General features: G+C 67.7%; 21 protein-coding genes. 4 read left to right on the top strand and 17 right to left on the bottom strand.

What is annotated here, in order from left to right; all coding sequences use genetic code 11:
* Positions 1-15: 15 nt before the first annotated feature.
* Positions 16-1,533, top strand: coding sequence for an HDOD domain-containing protein (locus tag U4Y91_RS31660; protein WP_321808347.1), 1,518 nt, complete (start codon positions 16-18; stop codon positions 1,531-1,533).
* Between the two features lie 69 nt (positions 1,534-1,602).
* On the opposite strand, the gene U4Y91_RS31655 is transcribed toward U4Y91_RS31660, so the two are convergent.
* The 16 genes from U4Y91_RS31655 to hpnI all read right to left on the bottom strand — a co-directional run bounded on the left by U4Y91_RS31655 (position 1,603) and on the right by hpnI (position 19,857).
* Positions 1,603-2,397, bottom strand: coding sequence for an ABC transporter substrate-binding protein (locus tag U4Y91_RS31655; RefSeq protein ID WP_321808346.1), 795 nt, complete (start codon positions 2,395-2,397; stop codon positions 1,603-1,605).
* A gap of 354 nt (positions 2,398-2,751) precedes the next feature.
* A complete protein-coding gene (gene astE / locus U4Y91_RS31650) occupies positions 2,752-3,810 on the bottom strand; it encodes a succinylglutamate desuccinylase (RefSeq protein WP_321808345.1) in 1,059 nt (352 codons plus the stop codon).
* The gene (gene astB / locus U4Y91_RS31645; protein ID WP_321808344.1) at positions 3,794-5,134 is read right to left on the bottom strand and encodes an N-succinylarginine dihydrolase; all 1,341 of its coding nucleotides are present in this window, start codon (positions 5,132-5,134) and stop codon (positions 3,794-3,796) included. Before astB ends, astE begins: the two co-directional genes overlap by 17 nt.
* Positions 5,135-5,148: 14 nt before the next feature.
* Positions 5,149-6,612 (bottom strand): succinylglutamate-semialdehyde dehydrogenase, encoded by a 1,464-nt coding sequence (gene astD, locus U4Y91_RS31640; RefSeq protein ID WP_321808343.1) that lies wholly within the window; start codon positions 6,610-6,612, stop codon positions 5,149-5,151.
* 7 nt (positions 6,613-6,619) lie between these two features.
* Positions 6,620-7,666 carry an arginine N-succinyltransferase gene (astA, locus tag U4Y91_RS31635; protein ID WP_321808342.1) on the bottom strand — a complete coding sequence of 349 codons (1,047 nt, stop codon included), beginning with the start codon at positions 7,664-7,666 and terminating at the stop codon, positions 6,620-6,622.
* A complete protein-coding gene (gene aruF / locus U4Y91_RS31630) occupies positions 7,663-8,715 on the bottom strand; it encodes an arginine/ornithine succinyltransferase subunit alpha (protein WP_321808341.1) in 1,053 nt (350 codons plus the stop codon). Before aruF ends, astA begins: the two co-directional genes overlap by 4 nt.
* Before the next feature lie 30 nt (positions 8,716-8,745).
* The gene (locus U4Y91_RS31625; RefSeq protein ID WP_321808340.1) at positions 8,746-9,978 is read right to left on the bottom strand and encodes an aspartate aminotransferase family protein; all 1,233 of its coding nucleotides are present in this window, start codon (positions 9,976-9,978) and stop codon (positions 8,746-8,748) included.
* A 955-nt stretch (positions 9,979-10,933) separates the two neighbouring features.
* The gene (locus tag U4Y91_RS31620; RefSeq protein WP_321808339.1) at positions 10,934-11,977 is read right to left on the bottom strand and encodes a GlxA family transcriptional regulator; all 1,044 of its coding nucleotides are present in this window, start codon (positions 11,975-11,977) and stop codon (positions 10,934-10,936) included.
* A 21-nt stretch (positions 11,978-11,998) separates the two neighbouring features.
* Positions 11,999-12,799 carry an ABC transporter ATP-binding protein gene (locus tag U4Y91_RS31615; protein ID WP_321808338.1) on the bottom strand — a complete coding sequence of 267 codons (801 nt, stop codon included), beginning with the start codon at positions 12,797-12,799 and terminating at the stop codon, positions 11,999-12,001.
* 20 nt (positions 12,800-12,819) lie between these two features.
* Entirely contained in the window at positions 12,820-13,533 is a 714-nt protein-coding gene (locus tag U4Y91_RS31610; protein WP_044849122.1) for an ABC transporter permease, read from the bottom strand.
* Positions 13,530-14,219, bottom strand: coding sequence for a histidine ABC transporter permease HisQ (locus tag U4Y91_RS31605; protein ID WP_321808337.1), 690 nt, complete (start codon positions 14,217-14,219; stop codon positions 13,530-13,532). Before U4Y91_RS31605 ends, U4Y91_RS31610 begins: the two co-directional genes overlap by 4 nt.
* 265 nt (positions 14,220-14,484) lie before the next feature.
* Positions 14,485-15,042, bottom strand: coding sequence for a lipoprotein (locus U4Y91_RS31600; protein ID WP_044849120.1), 558 nt, complete (start codon positions 15,040-15,042; stop codon positions 14,485-14,487).
* An 88-nt stretch (positions 15,043-15,130) separates the two neighbouring features.
* A complete protein-coding gene (locus tag U4Y91_RS31595; RefSeq protein ID WP_321808336.1) occupies positions 15,131-16,186 on the bottom strand; it encodes a lysylphosphatidylglycerol synthase domain-containing protein in 1,056 nt (351 codons plus the stop codon).
* The gene (gene hpnK / locus U4Y91_RS31590) at positions 16,183-17,067 is read right to left on the bottom strand and encodes a hopanoid biosynthesis-associated protein HpnK (protein WP_321808335.1); all 885 of its coding nucleotides are present in this window, start codon (positions 17,065-17,067) and stop codon (positions 16,183-16,185) included. Before hpnK ends, U4Y91_RS31595 begins: the two co-directional genes overlap by 4 nt.
* 3 nt (positions 17,068-17,070) lie before the next feature.
* Positions 17,071-18,513, bottom strand: a complete 1,443-nt coding sequence (gene hpnJ, locus U4Y91_RS31585) for a hopanoid biosynthesis associated radical SAM protein HpnJ (RefSeq protein ID WP_308234889.1) — start codon at positions 18,511-18,513, stop codon at positions 17,071-17,073.
* Between the two features lie 168 nt (positions 18,514-18,681).
* A complete protein-coding gene (gene hpnI, locus U4Y91_RS31580; RefSeq protein ID WP_321808334.1) occupies positions 18,682-19,857 on the bottom strand; it encodes a bacteriohopanetetrol glucosamine biosynthesis glycosyltransferase HpnI in 1,176 nt (391 codons plus the stop codon).
* 640 nt (positions 19,858-20,497) lie between these two features.
* On the opposite strand from hpnI, the gene U4Y91_RS31575 reads away from it, so the two are divergent.
* The gene (locus U4Y91_RS31575; RefSeq protein WP_321808333.1) at positions 20,498-21,496 is read left to right on the top strand and encodes an LLM class flavin-dependent oxidoreductase; all 999 of its coding nucleotides are present in this window, start codon (positions 20,498-20,500) and stop codon (positions 21,494-21,496) included.
* A 43-nt stretch (positions 21,497-21,539) separates the two neighbouring features.
* Here the strand turns inward: U4Y91_RS31575 and U4Y91_RS31570 are convergent, their stop codons facing one another.
* Positions 21,540-22,601 carry an alpha/beta hydrolase gene (locus tag U4Y91_RS31570; protein ID WP_321808332.1) on the bottom strand — a complete coding sequence of 354 codons (1,062 nt, stop codon included), beginning with the start codon at positions 22,599-22,601 and terminating at the stop codon, positions 21,540-21,542.
* A 174-nt stretch (positions 22,602-22,775) separates the two neighbouring features.
* Between U4Y91_RS31570 and pdxY the strand changes: the two genes are divergently transcribed.
* Positions 22,776-23,636: a pyridoxal kinase PdxY gene (pdxY, locus tag U4Y91_RS31565; protein ID WP_044849114.1), complete on the top strand. Its 861-nt coding sequence runs from the start codon at positions 22,776-22,778 to the stop codon at positions 23,634-23,636.
* A 374-nt stretch (positions 23,637-24,010) separates the two neighbouring features.
* Positions 24,011-26,155, top strand: a complete 2,145-nt coding sequence (locus U4Y91_RS31560; protein ID WP_321808331.1) for a phosphocholine-specific phospholipase C — start codon at positions 24,011-24,013, stop codon at positions 26,153-26,155.
* Positions 26,156-26,477: the final 322 nt, after the last annotated feature.

The raw sequence follows: 26,477 nt of genomic DNA, 5'->3' as shown, positions 1-26,477 counted from the left end.
ACCGGATAGATCCGTATGTCAATCACCGCACACCTGCCCCGCACGGCGCTGCTCGACAAGCTGTGGGCCCGGATGAACGAACGGGGCGACTTCCCGCTGCTGTCGGAGTCGCTGCGCGCGACGATGGCCGCGATGAAGAACGACGACCTCGACTTCACCGCGCTCGTGCGCGTCGTGCTGTCGGATTTCGCGCTCACGCAGAAAGTCCTGCGGCTCGCCAATTCCGCGATGTACATGGCGTTCGGCGGCAACATCACGACCGTCACGCGGGCGCTGATGGTGCTCGGCATGGACACGGTCGGCCATCTCGTCGTGGGGCTGAAGCTCGTCGACCACTTCCACCACAGCACGCCGCGCCGCATCGACGCGAAGCTCGAGCTGAACCGCGCGCTGCTGTCCGGCTGCGTCGCCCGCAAGCTCACCGAGCATGCGGAGCTACGCGGCGGCGAGGAAGCCGTCGTCTGCACGCTGATGCGCCAGGTCGGCAAGCTGCTGGTGGTCTGCTATCTCGACAGCGAATGGGACCGGATCCGCCGTCGCGCCGCCGAGCTGGACGGCGACGATGCGGCCGCGTGCATCGACGTGCTCGGCGTCGGCTTCGACGAGATCGGTCTCGAGGCCGCCGCGAGCTGGCGGCTGCCCGACGTGATCCGCGCCGGGATGGCCGACGGCGATGGCCGTACCGCGCATGCCGCGAGCCTCGACGATGACGAGGACGACGCCGACAACGACCGCCAGCGCTCCCGCGACGCGTGCGCCGACGACAGCCCCGGCCGCGTACGCTGGCTGCGCGCGGTGAGCCGCTGCTCGACCGATGTCGCCGGTGCGCTCGCGATGCCCGTGGGCCCGCAGCGCGACGCGCACATCGCGGTGCTCGCGCAGCACTACGGCCAGGAGCTGGACATCGACGCCGACGCGCTGGTGGCGATCGCCGACCGGCTCGCATCCGAGGAAGCGAGCGACACCGTGATGCGCGAGATCGTCGAGCTGCGCGCGAACGCCGACGCGATCGCGCGGGCGCAGCCCGATCCCGAGGCATGCCTCGAGGCCGGTCTCGCGGACCTGCGCGCGCTGCCGTCCGAGCACGTGCTGACGCCGGTGCTCGCACTCGCGTCGGAAAGCCTGCTCGCGGGCCTCGCGTTCACGCGCACCGTGATGTTCGTGCGCCGGGAAGACGGCGCGTTCGCCGCGCGTCTCGGCTTCGGCCCGGGCGTCGATGCGGCGCTCGACCGGCTGTGCTTCGACGAGCGCTTCGAGCCGGACGTGTTCCATCTCGCGATCACGAACTCGGTCGGCATCTTCATCGAGCAGGCGCAGGACCCGAAGATGGTGAAGCGCCTGCCCGCGTGGTATCTCGACGCGCTTCCGGACACGCGCGCGTTCGTGCTGCTGCCGGTGCGCGTCGGCGCGAAAACGGTCGGCCTGCTGTACGGCGACTGGGCCGGTGCGCAGCCGGCGCGCAAGATCACGCAGCAGGAGATGAGCGTGCTCAACGAGCTCGCGCGCGAACTGGGGCGGTTCTTTCCCGCGTAACCCAAGCGGCGCCCCAAATGCAAACCGGCCGCAAAAGCGGCCGGCTGCATGTACGACGGATCGAAATCCTTACTTGAGCGTGACCGGCACGCTGAAGTACTTCTTCGCGAGGTTGTCGATCGTGCCGTCGGCCTTCAGTTCCTTCAGCGCCTGATCGAGCGCGGTCTTCAGCGCCGCGTCGTTCTTGCGCAAGCCGAAGCCGACGCCCGAACCGAGAATCTCGGCATCGCTGACCGTGCCGCCGGCGAAGCCGAAGCCCTGGCCTTGCGGCTTCGACAGGAAGCCCTTCGAGCCCGCCTCCGAATCCTGGAACGCCGCGTCGAGACGGCCCGACTTCAGGTCGGCGTAGGCCAGGTCCTGCGTCTGGTACGGCACGACTTCGACGCCGGCCGGCGCCCACTTCTTCTTCGCGTACGCTTCCTGGATCGTGCCCTGCAGCACGCCGACGCGCTTGCCCTTCAGTGCTTGCGGGGTCGGCTGCAGGCCGCTGCCCTGCTTCGCGATCAGCTGGTTCGGGATCGTGTAGATCGGATCGGTGAACGCGATCGCGTGCTTGCGCTGGTCGGTGATCGTCATGTCCGAGTTGATCGCGTCGAACTTGCGCGCCTGCAGCGCGGGAATCAGGCCGTCGAAGTCGTTCTCGACCCACACGCACTTCGTCTTCAGCTTCGCGCACACCGCGTTGCCGACGTCGATGTCGAAGCCGGTCAGCTTGCCGTCGGGCGTCTTGTATTCGAACGGCGCGTACGAGGCCTCGACGCCGAACCGGATCTCCTTCAGATCCGCGGCAAACGCGCTGCCTGCCGCCACGGCCGATGCCGCCACTACCGCGTGCGCGGCCACTTTACGCCAATCCAACTTCATCAGGTGTTCTCCTCGATACTCGAATGTTCCGGAACTACGGGCGCATGCATCATCGCAGGGTCGGATGACAACGCCAATGCCGATGCCGCGCCTTGATGCGGCGCAACAGCCGCAAGGCCGCGATTGTACCAATCCGCGCGGCCCGGCACGGCAAAGCGGCCGCCGGCCTGCGATGCTGCGCTGCGTGCACGATGACGGCCGGGTGCGCCGTCGAACTTGCAAGACGATGTCGCAAATGCGCAAGCGCGACGCACGGGCCGTCTGCGCGGCATGCGGGCGTCGACGCGACAGGAGGATGCGGCGGGAAGACGCGCGGGCCGCGGCGCACCGCAGCCGCGCGCAACCGGTCGCCGTTCAGACGAGTGCGGCCAGCGTGTCGCGCGTCGTGTCGACGACGAGCAGGCCCGCGCGCAGGCCCGGCTTCACGGCCGGATTCGGAAACACGATGCGCTCCTCGTCGTGCTGCACCGTGTAGCGGTAGTCGCCGTCCTGCGCGAGCACGGTGCCGCGCGCGAACGCGGTGAAATTCGCGACGTCGGCCGCGACGAACAGCTCGAGCGCATCGCTCTGCTTCGTGATCTGGTCGATCACGGTGAACACGCGCGGCAACGCGGCGTCGATGTCGCGCGGCGCACCGGACACGAGCTTGCGCACCGCACGGTCCGCCGGCGCGAAGCGCGACAGGTCGTTCTGGCCGAACGGCCGCACCTTGCCGAGTTCGAGCGTGCACGCGAGCGCGCCGCACTGCTCGGCCGTGTAATGCGAATACGTGTTGCCCTTCGCGGTATGCAGCAGCACGGCCGCGATGCGCGCATCGCCGAGCCATTCGACCATCTTGCGGGTCGGCGGCGTGCCCGTGTGCGGCAGCAGCGCGAACTGTTCGAACACCGATGCGCGGATCGCCGTGTGCATGTCGACGTGCCAGCGCGCGCTGCCGGCCGGCGCGGCCGCGAAGAACGCGGCGGCCGCCGCTTCGAGCTGCACGGCGCGCGGCGCTTCGCGGCTCGCGGGCACTTGCGCGTGACGGCCGCTGAACAGGCGGTTCAGGTCGTCGTCGAGATAGCGTGCGCCCGCGCGCATCGCCGGCACGTTGCCGAGCACGACGAGCAGCCGGCACGCGAGCGGCAGCGTGCCCGCCGCAAGATCGCGCACGAGCATCGACAGCAGCTCGATCGGCGCGGTCTCGTCTCCATGCACGCCGGCCGACACGAGCACGCTCGCACGCGCCGCATCGCCCGCTTCATCCGCTGCCGGCTCGAGCGCGAGCAGCCCGTCGCCGAGCCAATGCCAGCGCACCGCGCCGTTCGCGCACGCGCCGCCGTCGACGGCCGGCGCGTCGCCCGCGAGCGTGAACGCGAGGAAGTCGTCGAGCGGCGCGGTGGCCGGCACGCGGGACTCAGCGCTGGAAGTCATACAGCGACCCGACGCGCAGGATCTGCGTGAGCTCGTCGAGCGCCGTGCGCGATTCGTCGAGCAGCGTCGGATCGGCGAGGTCTTCCGGTGCGAGACGGTCGCGGTAGTGCTTCTCGATCCACGCATCGAGCGACGCGAACAGCGTGTCGTTGATCCACACATTCGACGTGACGGCCGCGCGCTCGGCGTCGTTCAGCACGACGCGCAGGCGCAGGCACGCGGGGCCGCCGCCGTTCTTCATGCTTTCGCGCAGGTCGAACACGAGCACGTCGCGGATCGGGCCGTTGCCGGCCGCGAGCTGGTCGAGATAGGCGGCGACGTTCGCGTTCTCGCGGCATTCCTGCGGCACGACGAGCACCTGCGAGCCGTCCGCGCGCGACAGCAGCTGGCTGTTGAACAGGTACGACGTGACCGCATCGTTCACGCTCACGGCCGCATCGGGCACCTCGATCACGTTCAGCCGCGCGCCGCGCGCGTCGAGCGTGGCCGTCAGCGTGTCGTAGATCGCCTGCTTGTTGACGAACGCGCGCTCGTGCGTAAACAGCGTGTCGCGGTTGCCGACCGAGATCACGTCGTTGTGGAACACGCCTGCATCGATCACGTCCGGATCCTGCTGCGCATAGGCCGTCGCCGTTTCGGCGAGACCGTGGCGATGCGCGACCGCGCGGCTCGCCTCGAAGGTCTGGCGCGCCGGGAAGCGCTTCGGCTCCGGGCCGCGGCGGTATTCCGCGCGGCCGTACACGAAGAACTCGACGCCCGGCTGGCCGTATTCGGCACAAAAGCGCGTATGGTTGGCCGCGCCCTCGTCGCCGAGTGCCGGCGTGCCCGTCAGCGCCTCGTGCACCGCGAAGTGCGCGGGATCGGCGAACAGCGTCGACAGCGTGCGGCGCGTCGCGTCGTGCTCGATCGCGCGATGCAGCTTGCTGCACAGGTTGGCCGGCGTGAAGTGCACGCGGCCGTCGCTCGTATCGGCCGACGGGCTGACGGTCGCCGCGTTCGCAGTCCACATCGCCGACGCCGAGCTCGCCGCGGCGAGCAGCTCGGGCGCCTGCTTCGCGGCCTTCGCGATCACGTCCGCGTCCTTGCCGGAGAAGCCGAGCTCGCGCAGCAGGCGCAGCGACGGGCGCTCCTGCGGCGGCAGCACGCCTTGCGCGAAGCCGAGATCCGCGAGCTGCTTCATTTTGCGCAGCCCCTGCTTCGCAGCGGCCTTCGGATTCGCGGCCGACTTCTCGTTGTTGAGCGACGCCACGTTGCCGAACGACAGCCCGGCGTAGTTGTGGGTCGGGCCGACGAGTCCGTCGAAATTGGCTTCTTGTGCGTTCATCGTCGTTCCCTCGATCAGAAATGCAGGCCCGGCGACAGGCTCGCGGGCAAGGTCAGTTGGGTGCTTTCCACCGACGCCATCGGATATGCGCAATAGTCGGCCGCGTAGTACGCGCTCGGCCGGTGGTTGCCCGAGCGGCCCGTGCCGCCGAACGGCGCGGCGGACGATGCGCCGTTGGTCGGGCGGTTCCAGTTGACGATCCCGGCGCGAATCGTGCGGCGGAAGTGGTCCCATGCGTTGGCGTCGTCGGCGAGCAGGCCGGCCGACAGGCCGAACGCCGTGTCGTTCGCGCGCTCGATCGCTTCGTCGAACGTCGCGTAGCGGACGATCTGCGCGAGCGGGCCGAAGTGCTCTTCGTCGGGCAGGTTCGCCACGCCGGTCACGTCGATGATCGACGCGTTCACGAAGCCCAGGCGCGGATCGCGCTGCGTCATCGCGATGATCGGCTTCGCGCCCTGCTCGATGAGGCGCGACTGCGCGTCGACGAGCTTCGCGGCCGCGCGCGCCGAGATCACCGCGCCCATGAACGGCTGCGGATCGGCGTCGAACACGTCGGCCGTGATCTTCGACGTGACGTCGGCGAAGCGTGCGAGGAAGCGGTCGCCGAACGCGCCCTGCGGCACGAAGATGCGGCGTGCGCACGTGCAGCGCTGGCCGGCCGACAGGAACGCCGACTGGATCGTGTGATGCACGGCCGCGTCGACGTCCTCGACTTCGCCGATCACGAGCGGGTTGTTGCCGCCCATCTCGAGCGCGAGCACGATTTCCGGACGGCCGCCGAACTGCTTGTGCAGCAGCGTGCCGGTATCCGAGCTGCCGGTGAAGAACAGCCCGTCGATCTGCCGGTGATTCGCGAGCGCGATGCCCGTGTCCTTCTCGCCCTGCACGAGGTTCAGCACGCCGGCCGGCAAACCGGCTTCCTGCCACACCTCGACCGTCGCGCGCGCGACGCCCGGTGCGAGCTCCGACGGCTTGAACACGACCGCGTTGCCCGCGATCAGCGCCGGCACGATATGGCCGTTCGGCAAATGGCCCGGGAAGTTGTACGGACCGAACACCGCGACGACACCGTGCGGGCGATGGCGCAGCACCGCGACGCCGTCGGCCATGTCCTGGCGCTTCTCGCCGGTGCGTTCCTGGTAGGCCTGGATCGAGATGCCGACCTTCGCGGCCATCGCCGCGACTTCGGTGCGGGCTTCCCACAGCGGCTTGCCGGTCTCGCGGCCGATCGCGGTCGCGATCGCTTCCTTGCGTTCGGTGAGCAGCGCGGCGAAGCGCTTGACGATTTCGCAGCGCGCTTCGAAGTCGAGCGCCGACCAGCCGGCGAACGCGCGGCGCGCGCTCGCGACCGCGCGGTCGACGTCGGCCGCCGACGCGCTTTCGCCCTGCCATGCGATCGCGTCGGTGCCCGGGTTGCGCGAAGCGAAGACGGGGCCCGAGCCTGCGACCCAGGCGCCGTCGATGAAAAGTTCCGTCATGATTCGTTTATCCCTGTTTGACTTTGAGCGGCAGCACGCGGACCGGATCGCCGGCCTTCACGTCGAGCGCGGCGGCATCGTCGGCCGACAGCACGAACGACCCGTTCGCGACCACGCCCGGCGCAACGCCGACGCGGAAATCGCCGAGCGACGTATTCGACACGAGCGACCTCGGCGGATGGTCGCCCGGTGCGTCTTCCCGTGCATCGGGCACACCGATCGCGACCGGCACGACGACGCTCTCGCGCACCGTGCGCAGATCGTTCACGTGGCATTCGAGCACCGGGCCCGCGTCGAAGATGTCGACGTGATTCTGGTAGCGCAGCCCTTCGGCCTCGAGCATCTTGCGGGCCGGCAGCGTGTCGCGGTGCGTGAGGCCGACCGCGTCCTGCGCGTCCTGCGGCAGCAGGTCGACGTACACCGGATAGCGCGGCATCAGTTCCGCGAGGAACGACTTGCGGCCGTGCGAGCTGAGGTAATCCGCTGCATTGAAATCGATCTGGTAGAAGTGCGAACCGACCGCGCGCCAGAACGGCGATGTGCCGTCCTCGTCGAAGTGGCCGCGCAGTTCCGCGCAGATGCGTTCCGGGAAGCGTTCGCGGAACTGCGCGATGAACATGAAGCGCGAGCGCGACAGCAGGCCGCCGACGCCGCCCGTGCGGTAGCGCGGGCTCAGGAACAGCGAGCACACTTCCGCGTAGCCCGTCAGGTCGTGCGAGATGTTCAGCGCGGACATCCGCGTCCACACGCCGAGCTCCTGGCTCGCGTGCACGACCGTGCTCACGCGATAGTTGTAGAACGGCTGTTCGAGGCCGACCTGCGTCTCGATCCCGCACACGCCCGCGATGTCGCCCGTCTTCGATTCTTCCATCACGAAGAAGTAGCCGGCCTCGCCCGGCGCGGCCTCGCCGTCGAGCGTGCGGCGCGTGCGTTCGATGCGCGCGGCGAGCGCGTCGCGATCGGGCTTGAACGTGGTCAGGCCCGGCCCGGTTTCCTTCGCGAGCGACACGAGCGCGTCGACGTCGCCCGTTTGTACGACCCGAACGACGATCATGCTGCGTCTCCCTTCATGTCTTCATCGTCGCGGCGGTGCAGCGGCACGCAGCGCACGACGTCACCATCCTTCACATCGAGCGCCGCGCGCACGTCGCCGGCGAGCGGCGCGTCGGCCGTATCGCCCGGCAGGTCGGCCAGCACGCAGCGGAACGCTTCGCCGCTGCCGGTCGACACCATGTACGCGACGTCGCCCTGCTGCCGCGCGGCTTCGCGCACCGTGCGCTCCGCGCCGTGCTTCACGCATGCGGTGCGGTCGACCTGCGCGGTCAGCACCGGGCCCGCGTCGAAGATGTCGACGAAGCGGTCCGGCTCGAAGCCTTCCTCGAGATGGATGTCGTACGCGAGCAGCGCCGTTTCGTTCGGCTCGCCGAGCACGCGCTGCGCGGCTTCCGGCAGCAGCGGCACGTAGAGCGGATACGCCGGCATCACTTCCGCGATGAACGTGCGGCTGCGGCCGCCCGACGCGATGTCGACGTCGGTGAAGTTGCGGCCGAAGAACTTGCGGCCCACCGCTTCCCAGAACGGCGATGCGCCCGTGCTGTCGCTCACGCCGAGCAGCAGCGTGAACACTTCCGGCGTGAAGCGACGGCGGTTCGCGGCGATGTACATCATCCGCGCACGCGAGATCAGGTGTGCGGCCGCGTCGCCGCGCAGCGACGGATCGACGTAGAAGCCCGCGAGCCGGCTCTTGCCGGTCAGCTCGTGCGACATCGTGAGCGCGTGGATCTTGCGGTTCACGTGCAGCTCGCGCGACGCGTGGATCAGTGCGTCGTTGCGGAACGCGTAGAACGGTTCCGAGTAGCCGGCCGCGGCCACGATGCTCGCCGTGCCGAGCAGCTTGCCCGTCGACGAATCCTCGAGCACGAAGAGGTAGAACTCCTCGCCGGCGAAGTCGACGTCCGCGCGAAACGAATCCTCGGAGAGCGCCACGCGCGCTTCGAGCGCCGCGCGGTCGTGCGGCAGCGAGTGCAGGACCGGCTGCGCGGTGCGCGCCATGTGCGCGAGCGCATCGAGATCCGTGAGTTTGCCGGGGCGAACAAATAGCATCGTCGTTCCTGTCTGCGATGGGCGCGCCGATCAGCGCGCGGTGGCTTCCTGGGCCGCGAGCACCTGCTCGACTGCCTTCTCGAAGCGCTTCACGCCTTCGTCGAGCAGGTCGAACGGGATCACGAGCGACGGCACGAAGCGCAGCACGTTCGGGCCCGCGATCAGCATGATCAGGCCGTTCTCGGCGGCGGCAGTGACGAAGTCCTTCGCGCGGCCGTCGAATGCGGCGGTGAGTTCCGCGCCGACCAGGAGGCCCTTGCCGCGGATGTCCTTGAAGATGCCGAAGCGTGCGTTGATGCGTTCCAGCGCGCCCTTCAGGCGCACGCTGCGTTCGCGCACGCCTTCGAGCAGCGCCGGGTCGCCGATCAGTTCGACGACCTTGTCCGCGATCGCCGATGCGAGCGGGTTGCCGCCGTACGTCGTGCCGTGCACGCCGACCTTGAAGTGGGCGGCCAGTTCGTTCGTCGTCAGCATCGCGCCGATCGGGAAACCGTTGCCGAGTGCCTTCGCGGTCGTGAGGATGTCCGGCGTGACGCCCGTGTCCATGTATGCGTAGAACTGGCCCGTGCGGCCGACGCCCGTCTGCACTTCGTCGAAGATCAGCACTGCGTCGTTGGCGTCGCACGCTTCGCGCAGTGCCTTCAGGAAGGCCGGATCGGCCGGGATCACGCCGCCTTCGCCCTGCACCGGCTCGACGATCACCGCGCAGGTTTGCGGGCCGATCGCGGCCTTGGCCGCTTCGATGTCGTTGAACGGCAGGTGCTTGATGCCTTCCGGCACCGGGCCGAAGCCTTCCGAGTATTTCGGCTGGCCGCCGACGCTGACCGTGAAGAACGTGCGGCCGTGGAACGACTGGACGAACGACACGATTTCGTATTTGTCGGCGCCGTGGCGGTCGAATGCGACGCGGCGTGCGAGTTTGAGGGCGGCTTCGTTCGCTTCCGCGCCCGAGTTCGCGAAGAACGCGCGGTCGGCGAAGGTCAGCGATTCGAGGCGCTTCGCGAGGCGCAGCACCGGCTCGTTCGTGTAGCCGTTGCCGATGTGCCAGAGCTTGCGGCCTTGTTCGTCCAGGACCTTCAGCAGTTCCGGGTGGCCGTGGCCCAGCGACGTCACCGCGATGCCGCAGGCGAAATCCACATATTCGCGGCCGGCCGTGTCCCACACGCGCGAGCCCTCTGCACGGTCCGGCACGAACGGCGCGGGGGAGAATACCGGCACCATCACTTCGTCGAATGTCTGGCGGGTCACGGTCGAGGTCGTCATGGTCGTTCCTTTCGGTTTCGTAAGAGGGTTCAACAGGATCAAGTTTAGGTAAGGGTGACGCAAGCGTCTTGCGGAATTGCGACGGGTTCTATCGGAAGCGGATAGGTCGCTTTATTTTGCCTCTCCCCGGCGGGGGTGGTGGCGTTTTGTGCTTGGTTGCTGTTTCGCGGTTTTTTTGCGGTGCGCTCGCGGTTTTCGTGAAGCACCTGTGATCGTGTCGGTCTATTAGCGTCGCCCCTGCGCGGGGCGGCGGTTACTTTTCTTTGTCTTGCCAAAGAAAAGTAACCAAAAGAAAGGCGCCCGGATAACGCATGACTTCCCGGTGCCGTAGTCCACCAAGTGGCCCTCGCCTAAGTGTCCGCGCCAGCCGGGAACCCGGAGTGGTTCGAGCAATGGTTCTGACACCACTCACCACCCCGCGGAGTGGTATACCGCCCGCTAGCTCCGCCCTCGCTTCGCTCGGTCGACAGGTCCACACGCCCCGGTTTGCAAAACTGTCGGTCGATTGGTTTCCACAATTGCGGCGGGTGGCGCATGAATTCAATAAATTGAAATCGTCGTTGTGGTACAGCGGCCCCTCACTGATTTGGGGAACTGATCAGTGGGTGTCCATGTGTGGCGCGGGCGCATGAATGCGGCCGAAGAACCTTGCAGCCGAGCATAGCGAGGATGGAGCTAGCGGGCGGTATACCGCTCCGTTGCGTAGGGAGTGATGTCAGAACCATTGCTCGAACCACTCCGGGTTCCCGACTGGCGCGGACACTTAGGCGAGGGCCACTCCGGTGGCCATGGCACCGGGAAGTCATGCGTTATCCGGGCGCCTTTCTTTTGGTTACTTTTCTTTGGCAAGACAAAGAAAAGTAACCGCCGCCCCGCGCAGGGGCGACGCTAATAGACCGACACGATCACAGGTGCTTCACGACAACGGCGAGCGAGCCACCAAAAAAAAACAGAATCAATCCTTAGCACCCCGCTCAACAAGCGCGCCCCCGCGAGGTTCACTCCCACCACCGGTCTGCTTCTCGAGCCAGGCTCTCCGATCCTCCCGAGGCGTGACCCCAAACCTTTCGCGATACGCATTGGAAAAATGCGCAGCAGAAGAAAACCCACAGGCGAGGCTGACCTGAACCACCGACTTGCTGGTCCGCTGCAACTGAGTGCGAGCCTTGAGCAACCGAAGATTGAGGTAATACTTGGAGGGCATCGCCCCGAGATACTGCCGAAACAGCCGCTCCAGCTGCCGCCGCGACACGCCGACGAGCCCGGCGATCTCATCGGTCGTCAAAGGATCCTCGACATTGGCTTCCATCAAAAGCAACGCATCGTTCAGCCGAGGATGCCGCTCACCGGGCGCGGTCACAAAAGGAATCCGCTGCCGCTCCTCGCCGCTGCGCAGCGTGCCGGCCCCGAGCGCGTCGGCAATGCGCTCACCCAGATCCGCCCCGTGTTCCCGGCCGATCATGGCCAGCATGAAATCGACAGTAGCCTGCCCACCGGCACAGGTCGCCCGATCGCGATCGATCTCGAAGATCTGCTGCGTGACGATCGACCGTTCGAACTGCTCGGCAAACTGCTGATACGTCTCCCAGTTCACGCTCACGCGATACCCGGAAAGCTGCCCGGCCATCGCGAGCCACCACACACCGTGGTGAATCCCCGTGACGACCGGCGTGCGCTGCCCCACCCGCGCGAGACTCGCGAGAAACAACCGATAGTCGGCAAACTGCTGAAACCGCTCCGACACGACGATCAGCCAGTCACACGCGATCGCATCGTTGAACGCCGCATCGGCATGCCACTGCGCACCGCCGGCGAGCGGCACCGGCCGCCCGTCCCACGAACACACCTGCCAGCGATACAGCAAGCGCCCGTCGATCTCGTTCGCGAGGTGCAACGCATCGACGATCGGACCCACACCCGACATCGACACGGGCGGCAATGCAACGATCGCCACCTGCATCGTGCGGGTGGCGCCTGCGGGACGAGACACCGGTACCACGTATGAAACCCGCCCTTCGCGTTACTTGAGACTGCCCGACAGGAACTGCTTCAGACGCTCGCTCTGCGGACGCACCAGCACCTCCTTCGGATCACCCTCTTCCTCGGTCCGCCCCTGATGCAGGAACATCACATGATTCGACACGTTGCGCGCGAAACCCATCTCGTGCGTGACGACGATCATCGTGCGACCTTCCTCGGCCAGCTTCTGCATCACCTTCAGCACCTCACCGACGAGCTCCGGGTCGAGCGCCGACGTCGGCTCGTCGAACAGCATCACGTCCGGATGCATCGCCAGCGCCCGCGCGATCGCGACACGCTGCTGCTGGCCACCCGACAGATGCGACGGATACTGCTTCTCGACGCGCGGCGGCAAGCCGACCTTCTCCAGGTACTCGCGCGCACGCTCCTCGGCTTCCTTCTTCCCAATGCCGAGCACGTGCAACGGCGCTTCCATCACGTTCTCGAGCACGTTCATGTGCGCCCACAGATTGAAGTGCTGGAACACCATTGCGAGCTTCGTGCGGATGCGCTGCAACTGCTTGTGATCGGCCACCTCGAGCGCACCGGCGCGGTCGGTCTTGGTGCGCACGGCCTCGCCGTCGACGACGATCTGCCCCGCATTCGGCCGCTCGAGAAAATTGATGCAGCGCAGGAACGTGCTCTTGCCCGAACCGCTGGCGCCGATGATGCTGATGACGTCGCCGGCCTTCGCGTTCAGCGACACGCCCTTGAGCACCTCGTTGTCGCCATAGCGCTTGTGAATGTCGACCGCGGCAAGCTTGGTGGAAGCGGACGCGCTCGTTTGAGTGATCTCGGCCATCTGGCTCTCCTCGAATGAAATCAATGACGGCCGGCCGCGAGATACGCGAGCCAGTGGCGCTCCGCCCGGCGAAATGCCGCGACGAGTGCGAACGATACCGCAAGATAGATCAGTGCGGCGATCCCGAACGACTGGAACGCCATGTAGGTCGCGGAATTGGCGTCACGCGCGACCTTCAGGATGTCGGGCACGGTCGCCGTGAACGCGACGGTGGTCGCGTGCAGCATCAGGATCACCTCGTTGCTGTACAGCGGCAGCGCACGGCGCAGCGCCGACGGCAGGATCACCCGGCGGTACATCGTGAACGGCGACATCCCGTACGCACGCGCCGCCTCGACCTCGCCGTGCGGAATCGCGCGAATCGCGCCCGCGAAGATCTCGGTCGTGTACGCGCAGGTGTTCAGCGCGAACGCGAGGATCGCGCAGTTGAAGCCGCTGCGGAAGAACGCGTCGAGCAGCGAGTGCGAGCGCACGAACTCGAGGCTGTACATGCCCGTGTACAGCAACAGCAGCTGCACGTAGAGCGGCGTGCCGCGGAACACGTACGTGTAGAACCGAACCGGCATCGACAGCCACTTCTTCTTCGACACGCGTGCGACCGCGAGCGGCACCGCGCACACGAAGCCGAGCGAAATCGACGCGACGAGCAGCCACAGCGTCACCGCAAGGCCGGAGAGGCGCTGGCCGTCCCAGTAAAGGAACGCCTGGCCGAATTCCTGGAGGATCTCGATCATAGTTCTGCGTGCCGCACGCCCGTGGAATAACGTTTCTCGAGCTGGATCAGCACGAGGTTGGATACGGTCGTGATCGCGAGGTAGATCAGCGCCGCAATGAGGATGAAGAAGAACATGTTGAACGTGCTCTTGCCCGCGTCCTGCGCCGCCTTCACGACGTCGGCGAGGCCGATGATCGACACCAGCGCGGTCGCCTTCACGAGCACCTGCCAGTTGTTGCCGATGCCCGGCAGCGCGAAACGCATCATCTGAGGAAACATGATCCGCACGAACACGCGCAGCCCGCTCATCCCGTACGCCGCGCCCGCCTCGAGCTGGCCGCGCGGCACCGACAGGAACGCACCGCGAAACGTCTCGGTGAAGTACGCGCCGTAGATGAAGCCGAGCGTCAGCACGCCGGCGACGAACGGGTCGATGTCGATCTGGTCCCAGCCGACGAGGTCGGTGAACTGGTTCAGCCAGATCTGGATGCTGTAGAACAACAGCAGCATCAGGACGAGATCGGGCACCGAGCGGATCAGCGTCGTATAACCGGTCGCGACCGCTCGCAGCACCCGGTTGTGCGACAGCTTCGCCACCGCGCCGATCAGCCCCAGCGCCACCGCAGCGGCGAGGGACAGCACCGACAGCTCGATGGTCTGCACGGTGCCGGCCCAGAGGACAGGACCAAAGCCGTAAAGGAACACGCGCGTCTCCAGTGTTGATGTGAACACCGGCGCGCAAACTGTCCGGCGCCGGGCTGACGCGGATAGTCGCAAGCGAAATTGATTGCCTCAAATCACCGTGCGTGTGGTTGCTGCGTCGCAGCAATTCGCTCCACCATTTGCAGGCACGGCCTACTCCGCTGTTTCAAAAGGAAAAAAGCCGCTTCCTGACAGTCGGATGACACGCAGGGAAGCGGACTTTTTGCAATTTTCCGGTCGCTTTTTCGATATAGCGCCGCAGGCAGTCTCACCGCCCTTTCAGGATGTCGGAGCGCGAAGTCGTATAGACAAGCCCGTCCGGGCCGAAATGGACGTTGAAGAACGCGTCGGTGTTGACACCGTCCTCGAGCCAGCGCCAACTCCATACCGTCTCGGGCTTGAGCGGATACTGCGCGACGTCGCCCGGCTTGCCGAGCAGGCGCCGCACCTCGTCCTCGGTCATCCCCGGGCGCACCTTCGCGAAGTTCTCGGCGGTCAGCACCTGCGTCGCGCCCGTGTAGTACCCGCCCGGGTCGAGGTCGACGAACCAGGTCTGGTTGCCCATCGGTCCACGCGGGTATTCGAGGCGCTTCGAGCCGTCGGTGAACGCGCGCTCGGTCTCGGGCTTGCCCATCGTGGCGCGCACGTCGGCTTCGGTCGAGACGCCGGCCTTCAGCCCCTTGAGCAGCAGCGGCGCCGGCTTGATCGCGTTGAAGAAGTCCCTGATACGTTGCACGTCGAGATTGCCTTGCTTGTCGTCGCAGCCGGTCAGCGCCAGCGCGGCGGCCAGCATCGTCACGGGAAGCAGCCGGAAACGGAAGATCATCGGAAGAAATGCGCGTCGAGAAAACACGCGGCAAGGATACCCGGGCAACGCGAAAAGCGCGAGACGGACCGCGCGGCCCGTCTCGGGTTCAATGCGTCGTTTCGGTGTGCGTCCCGGAATGTGCGTCGGCCTCGCGACGCGCCGCCTGCGGCGCGCGCGCCACGGCCGGCGCCCCGCTGATCCGCCGGCGCGTGCGCACCAGCTCGGCCAGTTGCCACGACCCGAGCGCGAGACAGCCGAACAGCACCTCGCGGCCGCGCTTGACCAGCGCGAGCGACAGCGCCGTCTCGCGATCGACGCCGAACATCTGCGCGAGCAGCACGACGGTCGCCTCCTGCACGCCGAGACCGCCCGGCACCATGAACGCCGCATGCCGCACGGCCTGCGTCATCGCCTCGATCGCGATCGCGCCGCCAATCGAGACCGGATGACCGAGCAGCGCGAGCGCCCAGTAGATTTCGAGCGCGCCGAGCACGTAGCCGGACAGCTGCCAGAAGAACGCACTGAACAGCAGCGGCGTGCGCGACATCAGCGCGTCGATGTCGCCGTCGAGGCGGCGGCCGTCGACGCCCTGCAGCAACCGGTGCGAATCGCCGAGCAGACGCCCCGCGAACCGCTCGATCGCATGGAAGACGCCGCCGCGCCGCATCAGCACGACGCCGAGCACCGGCAGCGGCAGGGTCAGCAGCAGCGCGAGGCCGATCGTGCCGCCGCCCATGTCGTGCGTCGTCGCGAGCAGCAGCACGAGGCCGAGCGCCGCGAACGCATACTGGACGACGATCGTCACCAGCACCTCGACGATCACCGACGCGGTCACGCGGCTCGCGTCGGGCACCTGCCAGCGCGCCATCCGGATCCCGACCAGCTCGCCGCCGATCCCGACCACCGGCAGCAGCCGGTTCACCGCCTCGCGTACGGTCGCGACCCACCACAGGAACGACAGCGACGCGCGCCGGTCGAGCAGTTGGTGCCACGCATACGCGTCGAGCAGCAGCGGCAGCGCATGGAACGGCACGAGCCACAGCAGCGCGAAGCCGGCGCGCTCGAGCATCCGCGTCACGTCGCCGATGCCTTCGTGCAGCCCGAGCGCGAGCAGGATCCCGATGCCGATCGGCCAGCCGAGCCATTTGATCCACTTGGTCATGACGGCTGCGCCCCCGCTTCGCGCGACGCGCGCGTGCCGCGCCGCGCCGCGGGCTGGCCGAACACGTCGGCAAAACCGCCGGTCGCGACGCCCGCGGCCTTCAGCGCGGCCGCGACGCGCGGCGACAGCAGCGCATCCAGTTCGTCGACCGGCCGGTAAGCGGCCATCGTCGGCGTGATCGGGCCGTCGCCGGCTTCCGCCGGATGACAGTAGATCTCGCCGACCCCGGGCGGCAGCGCCTCGAGTGCGTCGAGCAGCACGGCCTCGTCCATCGCGCCCGTATGCTCGATCCCGACCACGTAATCGTTGTGCGCGAGCCCCGCACGGTCGAGCCGCGCGCGCACCAGCGCGATCCACGGCTTGAGCAGCGCGGGCGCGCGCGTTTCGTACGGCAGCCGCACCGCACGCAGCCCGTAGTCGCGGCCGATCTCGATGATCATCGACAGCACGGTCGGATGCAGGTGGAAATGCTTGTGCGCGTTCACGTGATCGAGCGGCAGGCCGCTCGCCGCGAACGCGTCGAACTGCGCGCGGATCTCGCGGCGCAGCTGCGCACGCACGTGCGGCAGGAAGAAGAAGCGACAGCCGTCCTTCGCCATCGCGTCGCCGAAGCGCCCGTCGGGGCCGACGAGCGCCGGTATGTCATGCGCGGGCAGCGTGGCCGGCCCGTCCGCGAGGACGAGATGCAGGCCGACCGCGAGCGACGGCAGGCGCCGCGCGCGGTCGATCGCATCCTGCGCCGCGGGCGCACCGACCATCAGGCTCGCGGCGTTCAGCACGCCGTCGCGATGCGCGCGCTCGACCGCCGCGTTGACGCGCGGATGCAGCCCGAAGTCGTCCGCGGTGAAGATCAGCGCCCGCGCCGCCCGCTGCGTCGCCACGAATCAGGCCTCGTGCGCGCGCAGGAAGCGGAAGAACTCGACGCCTTCGCGCAGACGGCGCTTCATCATGTCCCAGCTCGTCAGCATCTCGCGGACGATCTCCCAGATCTTCGACGGACGGAAGTAGAACTGGCGATAGAACTGCTCGAGATGGTGATAGATCTCGTCGCGCGACAGGTGCGGATAGCCGATCGCCGCGAGCTGCACGCCTTCCTTGCTGACCAGGTTGATGGTCTTGTTCTCTTCCATCCAGCCGTTCTCGACGGCCTGCTTGTAAAGCGTCGTGCCCGGATACGGCGCAGCGAGCGACACCTGGATCGTGTGCGGATTGATTTCCTTCGCGTACTCGATCGTCTTCTTGATGGTGTCCTGCGTCTCGCCCGGCAGGCCGAGGATGAAGGTGCCGTGGATCTTGATGCCGAGCTTCTTGCAGTCCGCGCTGAAGCGGCGCGCGAAATCGGTGCGCACGCCCTTCTTGATGTTCACGAGGATCTGGTCGTCGCCGGATTCGAAGCCGACCAGCAGCAGGCGCAGGCCGTTTTCCTTCATGATCTTCAGCGACTTGTACGGCACGTTCGCCTTCGCGTTGCACGACCACGTCATGCCGAGCTTGCCCAGGCCGATGGCGATCGCTTCGGCGCGCGGCAGGTCGTCGGTGAAGGTGTCGTCGTCGAACATCAGTTCCTTCACTTCCGGCATGTTGTCGCGGATCCACTTCGCTTCCGCGAGCACGTTCTCGACCGAGCGCGTGCGGTAGCGATGGCCGCTGACCGTCTGCGGCCACAGGCAGAACGTGCAGCGCGACTTGCAGCCGCGGCCCGTGTAGATCGACACGTACGGGTAGTTCAGGTAGCCGATGAAGTAGTTGTCGATCTTCAGGTCGCGCTTGTAGACGGGCGCGACGAACGGCAGTTCGTCCATGTTCTCGAGGATCGGACGCGCTTCGTTGTGCTCGATCGAGCCGTCCTTCGCGCGCCAGCTCAAGCCCTTGATCTCGGGGAACGGCTTGCCTTCGGCGATTTCCTTGCAGGTGTAGTCGAACTCCTCGCGGCACACGAAGTCGATCGCGTCGCTCGCCGTGAGCGAGTTGTGCGGATCGACCATCACCTTCGCGCCGACCATGCCGACCAGCATCGACGGCTTCATCTTCTTCAGATCCTGCGCGAACATCGCGTCGGTCGGGAACGACGGCGTGCTCGTGTGGATGATCACGAGATCGTAGTCGTTGGCGATCTTCAGCGTTTCCTCGACCGACAGGCCGTCGGCCGGCGCGTCGACGACGCGGCTGCCCGGCACGAGCGCGGCCGGCTGCGCGAGCCACGTCGGGTACCAGAAGGAACGGATTTCGCGCTTCGCCTGATAGCGCGAGCCGGCTCCGCCGTCGAAGCCGTCATACGAAGGGGCCTGCAAGAACAGCGTTTTCATGAATGCTCCGGTAGCCTGCATAGTTCGATTCGTTTCAACGATTCAGTCAATCAACCGCGGGCCGCCCTGCCGGCGCCCGCCTCTCTGTCATGTCGCGTCGCGCGGCGTGGCCGCGCGGCGCGTCTCGGCCTTCGGGCCGGATTCGATCGGGGACCGGGCGCATCGCCGGTTCCCTTCGGGGAACGTACGTTAGCGGCCGTCCCCGCCTTCCACGATCACCGTCGCGCGTTCGCCGCCGACGACCGTCATCCTCGCGCCGCGCCACACGACGTGCGTGCCGAACACGGCCGCGAGCCATTCGAGCGCGAGCAGCGTGTCGCGCACCGCGACGAGCGGCAGGTCGCGCCAGAACGCGCGCCAGCCGTCCTCGCCGCGCGCATGCAGCACGAGCCGCCCGAACGCGCCCACGACGGCCGCGCCCCCCGCCAGCGTGCCGGCGACGGTGCCGTCGAGACGCAGCGCGAGCGCCGCGCCGATCGCGAGCCACGGCGCGGTAAACGTGATGAACAGGAACGCGAAGCCGGCCGGGTTCAGCGAACGGATCGTGCGCAGCCAGCGCGTCTCGCGGTGCCAGAGCGGCCCGAACGACGGCTCGATCACGTCGGTCGCGACCTCGACCTCGGACAGCACGGTGCGCCGCCCGAGGCGGCGCGGCAGCTCGGCCAGCCAGAAGTCGTCGGCCAGCTCGTCCTTCAACGCGAGAAAACCGCCGATCCGGTCGAGCGTGTCGCGCGTCAGCGCGAGCGTCGCGCCGAAGCCGAAGCGGCTCGAGCGGCCGAGGTGCGTGATCCGTACCGACGGCGCGAACCAGGCATCGACGAACTGCGCGCCGATCCGCGTCCAGAACCCGCCGACGCTGCGCGCATGATACAGGCACGTGACGACCCCGACCGACGCGTCGGCGAGCGGCGCCGTCACGCGCTCCAGATAGTCCGGCTTCACCGCGATGTCGCTGTCCGCGATCACGATGCGGCCGTACTTCGCGCGTTCGGCGAGATTGATCAGGTTGCTGACCTTCAGGTTCTTGCCGTGCACGCGCGCGTCGATCACGAGCGTGATGTCGCATTCCGGATAGTCGGCGCGCAGCCGCTCGACCACGGCGACGGCCGGATCGGCGGCCGACGCGACCCCGAACAGCACTTCATGGCGCGGGTGGCGCTGTTCGCAGAACGTCGCGAGGTTCTCGTACAGGTGCGGCTCGGCGCCGCACAGCGGCTTGAGCACGCTGACGGGCTCGAAACCGTCGCGCGCGGCGGTGCGCGGCGTGCGCGGGCGCGGCGCGAACGCCGCGACGAACGCATAGCCGGCCGCAGCCAGCGTGAACACGGTCAGGAGCCAGTCGAGCAGCGTGACGGTCGGCGTCATGCGCGGCGCCCTCCGGCGACGCGGGCGCCCTGCCGACCGATCGAACCGGGTTGAACGTGATTGGGTATTCCGACAGCAACGAACGCGGGCACGACCCGACTCCTTGTTCCAGCAGTGTCTGTGTAATGGGGAGGCACGGCCCATTTCCCCGAAAGCGGCCATGCCCGGCATCGCGTGGCACCTCCTCGCGCGATGCCCGGACGGGATGCGGGAAGATTCTAATGGCTGCCATCGGCACAACATGGACAGGCGCCGGATTTTAGCAGCCCGCGCCACCCCGCGCTTGGCACCACGCGAAACGGACTGCTGCGATTTCGGCAAAGCTGTGCGGCCGAGGAACCATTCTGGTGCCACCTCGTTCACGTTAGCGTAAGCACTTTGCAGGCGGATTGCAGTCTTGAAAATCAAACGTTTCGTGGAAATTTGTACGTCGATGCGAAGACATGCCCAATCGTAGTAAAGATTGGTAATTATTCGGCGATTAGATTGATTTTTGCAACAATTGCCCGCCCCGCCTTGCACCCCTGAAAGGCGCATGGGTATCCGCGCGTCGCCAGCGCGTTCCGGAACCCTTTGGCAAAATCGTCGCCATCTGTTGCGCATGCGCATCACCGCGCCCCTCCCTTCCGAAGGCCACCCGATGATTCCGTTTTCCGTACTCGATCTCGCCCCCATTCCCGCCGGCGCCGACGCCGCGCAGGCGTTCCGCAACACCGTCGATCTCGCACAGCACGCGGAGCGCCTCGGCTACCGGCGCTACTGGCTCGCCGAACATCACAACATGCCCGGCATCGCGAGCGCGGCGACCGCCGTCGTGATCGGCCATGTGGCGGGTGCGACGAAGACGATCCGCGTCGGCTCGGGCGGGATCATGCTGCCGAACCATGCGCCGCTGGTGATTGCCGAGCAGTTCGGCACGCTCGCATCGCTGTATCCGGGGCGCATCGACCTCGGGCTCGGCCGCGCGCCCGGCACCGACCAGACCACGTCGCGCGCGCTGCGCCGCGACCTGATCGGCAGCGCCGACTCGTTTCCGGACGACGTCGCCGAGCTGCAGCGCTACTTCGCGGAACCGGTGCCCGGCCAGCGCGTGCGCGCGGTGCCCGGCGCGGGGCTGGACGTGCCCGTGTGGCTGCTGGGTTCGAGCCTCTTCAGCGCGCAGCTCGCCGCGATGCTCGGGCTGCCGTTCGCGTTCGCGTCGCACTTCGCGCCCGACTACCTGATGCGCGCGCTCGAGCTCTATCGCGCGCAGTACCGGCCGTCGGCCGCGTGGCCGAAGCCGCATGCGATGGTCGGCGTCAACGTGTTCGCGGCCGACACCGACGACGAGGCGCGGCGCCTCTTCACGTCGCTGCAGCAGCAGTTCATCAACCTGCGCCGCGGCACGCCCGGCAAGCTGCCGCCGCCCGTCGACGCGCTCGAGGCGAGCGAGTTCGAACTCGCGAACGTCGCGCATGCGCTGTCGTTCGCGGCCGTCGGCTCGCGCGACACGGTGCGCGACAAGCTGCGCGACCGGATCGCGCAAACCGGCGCGGACGAGGTGATCATCACCGCGCAGATCTACGATCACGCCGCGCGCGTGCGCTCGTTCGAGCTGGCCGCGCAGATTCGCGACGAACTCGCGAACGAAACCCGCTGACCGGGCGCGCGGGCCCACCCGGGCGGGTGCGCCCGCCTGCGCGTCACTGCGGGTGCACCGCCCCCATCCCGTCGAGCAGCGCCTTGTGGAACGCGTCCGGGTCCTGGATCTGCGGCGCGTGCCCGAGCGCCGGGAATTCGATGAGCTGCGCGCCGGGAATCGCCGCCTGCGTGCGTTTCGCGAGTTCAGGGTAACGGCCGAGCTTCGCGTGCACGTCCGGCGGCGCCACGTCCTTGCCGATCGCGGTCGTGTCCTTGTCGCCGATCAGCAGCAGCGTCGGCACGCGAATCGCGCCGAGTTCGTAGACCACCGGCTGCGTGAGGATCATGTCGTAGATCAGCGCCGAGTTCCACGCGACCGTGTCGCGGCCCGGGCCGCGATACATGCCGGCGAGCATCTGCACCCAGCGCTCGTAGGACGGCGCCCACTTGCCCGCGTAGTAGGTCGCCTGCTCGTAGCGGCGGATGCCGTCCGCCGTCGTCTTCTGCTCGCGTGCGTACCAGTAGTCGACCGACAGCGGCGGCACGCCGAGCGCCTTCCAGTCCTCGAGGCCGATCGGGTTCACCAGCACGAGCTGCTCGGTCGCCTTCGGGTACATCAGCGCGTAACGCATCGCGAGCATCCCGCCCGTCGAATGGCCGACGATCGTCGCCGATTTCACGCCGACCGACTCGAGCAGCGCATGCGTGTTGCGCGCGAGTTGCTGGAAGCTGTACTGGTAGCGCTCGGGCTTCGACGACTTGCAGAAGCCGATCTGGTCCGGCGCGATCACGCGGTAGCCGGCGCGGCTCAGCACGCCGATCGTGTCCTCCCAGGTCGCCGCGCAGAAGTTCTTCCCGTGCAGCAGCACGACGGTGCGGCCGTTCGGGTGCGCCGGCTGCACGTCCATGTACATCATCTCGAGGGTGTCGCGCTGCGACACGAACGCGTAGCGGTGCACCGGCTCCGGATAGGCGAAGCCTTCCAGGCGGGAGCCGTACGCGGGCCCGTCGTTGCCGGCCGGTGCCGGGACGGCGGCCGCGGCCGACGTCGCGCACGCGGCGGCGACGCCCGCGCCGAGCAAGGCCGCACGCGCGAGAGAGAACATCTTGCAATTCGAAGGCATGGCGCTCACGGTAATGGGAAATGCACGCGGACAGCCGGGCGGCTTCGTGCCCCGCGATTCTACGCGGTCGGGCTGACGACGGCGCGCAACACTCGATGGCCGCGCGACTTCCGCGCACGCGACGAACTCGGGTATCGTGTGACGTGACCCTGAAACGCCTGCAGGCGAACGCTCATGAAAAACGTCCTCAGCATTCAGTCGCACGTCATCTACGGACACGCCGGCAACAGCGCGGCCGTGTTCCCGATGCAGCGCCTCGGCGTCAACGTCTGGCCGCTCAACACCGTCCAGCTGTCGAATCACATGCAGTACGGCCACTGGGCCGGCAGCGCGATCGACGCCGCGAAGATGGAGCAGCTGGTCGACGGCGTCGCCGCGATCGGCGCGCTCAAGCGCTGCGACGCGGTACTGTCCGGCTTCGTCGGCTCGCCGGCGCAAGCGCGCGCGACGGTCGAGATCGTGCGCTCGGTGAAGGCGATGAACCCGAACGCGTGGTACTTCTGCGATCCGGCGATGGGCCAGACGGGCGGCATCCGCCCCGAGCCCGGCGTCGAGGAATTCATCGTCGCGGAGATGCCGGCGCTCGCGGACGGCATGTCGCCGAACCACACCGAGCTGCAGAAGCTCGCCGGGCGGCGCATCGAGACCGTCGCCGAAGCCGTCGACGCGTGCCGCGCGCTGATCCGCCGCGGCCCGAAAATCATCCTCGTCAAGCACCTGCACGACCGCAGCAGTCCGGCCGACCGCTTCAACATGCTCGCCGTCACCGAGACCGAAGCGTGGATCGGCCAGCGCCCGCTGTATGCGTTTCCGCGCCATCCGGTCGGCGTCGGCGACCTCACCAGCGCCATTTTCGTCGCGCGCCGGTTGCGCGGCGACTCGGTGCGCGCCGCGTTCGAGCACACGCTCGCGGCGGTGCACGCGGTCGTGAAGGCAACCTACGACGCACGCCGCTACGAGCTCGAACTCGTCGCCGCGCAGGACGAAATCGCGCGCCCGAGCGAATGGTTCGGCGCGTGGGTGACGGACGCCTGAGGCCGCCGCATCCGCATCGCCGGCGCGCGTCGCGCGCCATCTGCTGTCCTGCTGTCCTGCTGTCCTGCTGTCCTGCTGTCCGCTTTCCTGCTGTCCGCTTCCCGCTTCCCGCTTCCCGCTATCCGCTATCCGCTGTCCCGCTGTCCCGCTGTCCCGCTGTCCCGCTTTCCCGCTGCCCGTTGCACCGCGACCGTCGGTCGTTGTCCGTTCAACGCCGCGCCTGCAAACGTTTCCGGACTTCACATGAATGACACCGAATCCCCGCTATGCTCGCGGCGGCACGACCGGCGCAGCCGCATCCTGCGCCCCGGACGCGCCTGTTTTTTCCCGCATGTCCCGCCAATCGGCTCCCCCTTTAACGCACGATAACGACCATGACCCGATCGAACCGTCGTGACTTCCTGCGCGTCGCCGCCGGCACCGCCGGCGCAGCCGCGCTGAACCTGTTCCCGCCCGTGATCCGCGATGCGCTCGCCATCCCCGCGAACCGCCGTACCGGCACGATCCGCGATATCGAACACATCGTGATCCTGATGCAGGAGAACCGTTCGTTCGACCATTACTTCGGCACGATGCGTGGTGTCCGCGGATTCGGCGACCCGCGCCCGCTGCGCCTCGCGAACGGCAAATCGGTGTTTCACCAGCCGGTCGGCCCGGCCGAGCTGCTGCCGTTCCACCCGGGCGCCGACAAGCTCGGCCTGCAGTTCCTGCAGGACCTGCCGCACGGCTGGCAGGACATGCACGCCGCCTGGAACAAGGGCCGCTACGACCAGTGGGTGCCGAACAAGGGCACCACGACGATGGCGTACCTGAAGCGCGACGACATCCCGTTCCACTACCAGCTCGCCGACGCGTTCACGATCTGCGACGCGTACCACTGCGCGATCCCGAGCTCGACCGACCCGAACCGCTACTACATGTGGACCGGCTACGTCGGCAATGACGGCACGGGCGGCGGCCCGGTGCTCGGCAACGAGGAAAAGGGCTACGGCTGGACGACCTATCCGGAAGTGCTCGAGCAGGCCGGCGTGTCGTGGAAGATCTACCAGGACGTCGGCACGGGGCTCGACGCGAACGGCTCGTGGGGCTGGACGCAGAACCCGTACATCGGCAACTACGGCGACAACGCACTGCTCTACTTCAACCAGTACCGCAGCGCACTGCCCGGCACGCCGCTGTACGACAAGGCGCGCACCGGCACCAACATCAGCGCCGGCGGCACGCTGTTCGACGTGCTGCAGCAGGACGTGAAGAACGGCACGCTGCCGCAGGTGTCGTGGATCTGCGCGCCGGAAGCGTACTCGGAGCACCCGAACTGGCCGGCGAACTACGGCGCGTGGTACATCGAGCAGGTGCTGAAGGTGCTCGTATCGAATCCGGACGTGTGGAGCAAGACCGCACTCTTCATCACCTACGACGAGAACGACGGCTTCTTCGACCATGTGCCGCCGCCGTTCGCACCGCAGTCGCGCGACAACGGGCTGTCGACGGTCGCGACGACCAACGAGGCATTCGCCGGCGACGCGTCGCACATGGCCGGCCCGTACGGGCTCGGGCCGCGCGTGCCGATGCTGGTGGTGTCGCCGTGGACCAAGGGCGGCTGGCTCTGCTCGCAGACCTTCGATCACACGTCGCTGCTGCAATTCATCGAAGCACGCTTCGGCGCGCAGTACGCGGTCACCGCGGCGAACGTGTCGCCGTGGCGCCGCACGGTATGCGGCAACCTGACGTCCGCGTTCGACTTCGCGACGCCCGACGCAAGCTGGCCGCAGCTCCCGGACACGAGCGGCTACGCGCCGCCCGACCGCAACCGTCACCCCGACTACATCCCGGTGCCGCCGGTCGTCCAGCATCTGCCGAAGCAGGAGGCCGGCCTGCGTCCGGCGCGCGCGCTGCCGTACGAACTGTTCGTGCACGGCCGGATCGACAATGCGAGCGGCCAGTTCCGGCTGACCTTCGCGAACACCGGCACCGCGGGCGCGGCGTTCCAGGTCCAGGCGCGCAATCGTGTCGACGGCCCGTGGACCTACACGGTCGACGCCGGCAAGCGGCTTTCCGACCTATGGAGCCCGGCGCCGTCGCTCGGCCTGTACGACCTCGACGTGTACGGCCCAAACGGCTTCTACTGCCACTTCCGCAGCCCCGCGGCGGCGGCGGTCGGCCCCGCGAGCATCAACCCCGAGGTGATCTACGGCTACGACGTCGCGAACGGCAACGTCACGCTGCGCCTGATGAACCGCGGCCACAAGGCCGTGCGGCTCAGGGTGACGAGCGCATATGGCCACGGCCATGCGCGCGAGTTCGACCTCAAGCCGGGTACGCACGTCGACGACTACTGGGATCTGCGCGGCAGCCACGGCTGGTACGACCTGACCGTCAGCGACGGCCGCCCGCTCGGCTTCCTGCGCCGTTTCGCGGGCCACGTGGAGACCGGCCGCCCGAGCACGAGCGACCCGGCGATCCGCACGAACGCGTCGCATGACGACGCCGAAGCCGCGTCGGACGCCCTGTCCGACTGACGACGGCGAACGCGGCGCGGCCCCGCCGGGGGCTGCGCCGCCCGCCAGCACCCGCCTCCCGTCCGTTCGTGACGGGAAACTCCCGATACCGGCCGCCCGCGCTCGCGCGGAAGCTATGCGCAAATCCGCACCGAATGCGCGGCAAATTGCCAAGACCCGTGCATATCGGCGACCTATATATCAAGACGATCGGGGCTCCTCGCAGAGCCTGACGGGAGATCCTTCCGGGAAGCATCAGCAAGCCGACCTCCCCGCCCGATTCCGAGAAGCGGTCGAACCGCCCGCCCGTCGCACGCGCCCGGCCCGCCGGCTGCGTGCGGTA

The organism is Burkholderia sp. BCC1993, from assembly GCF_905339865.1.
Classification (GTDB): domain Bacteria; phylum Pseudomonadota; class Gammaproteobacteria; order Burkholderiales; family Burkholderiaceae; genus Burkholderia.
The sequence above is the reverse complement of the archived record's forward strand: the minus strand, read 5'-3'. Positions and strand labels throughout refer to the sequence as shown.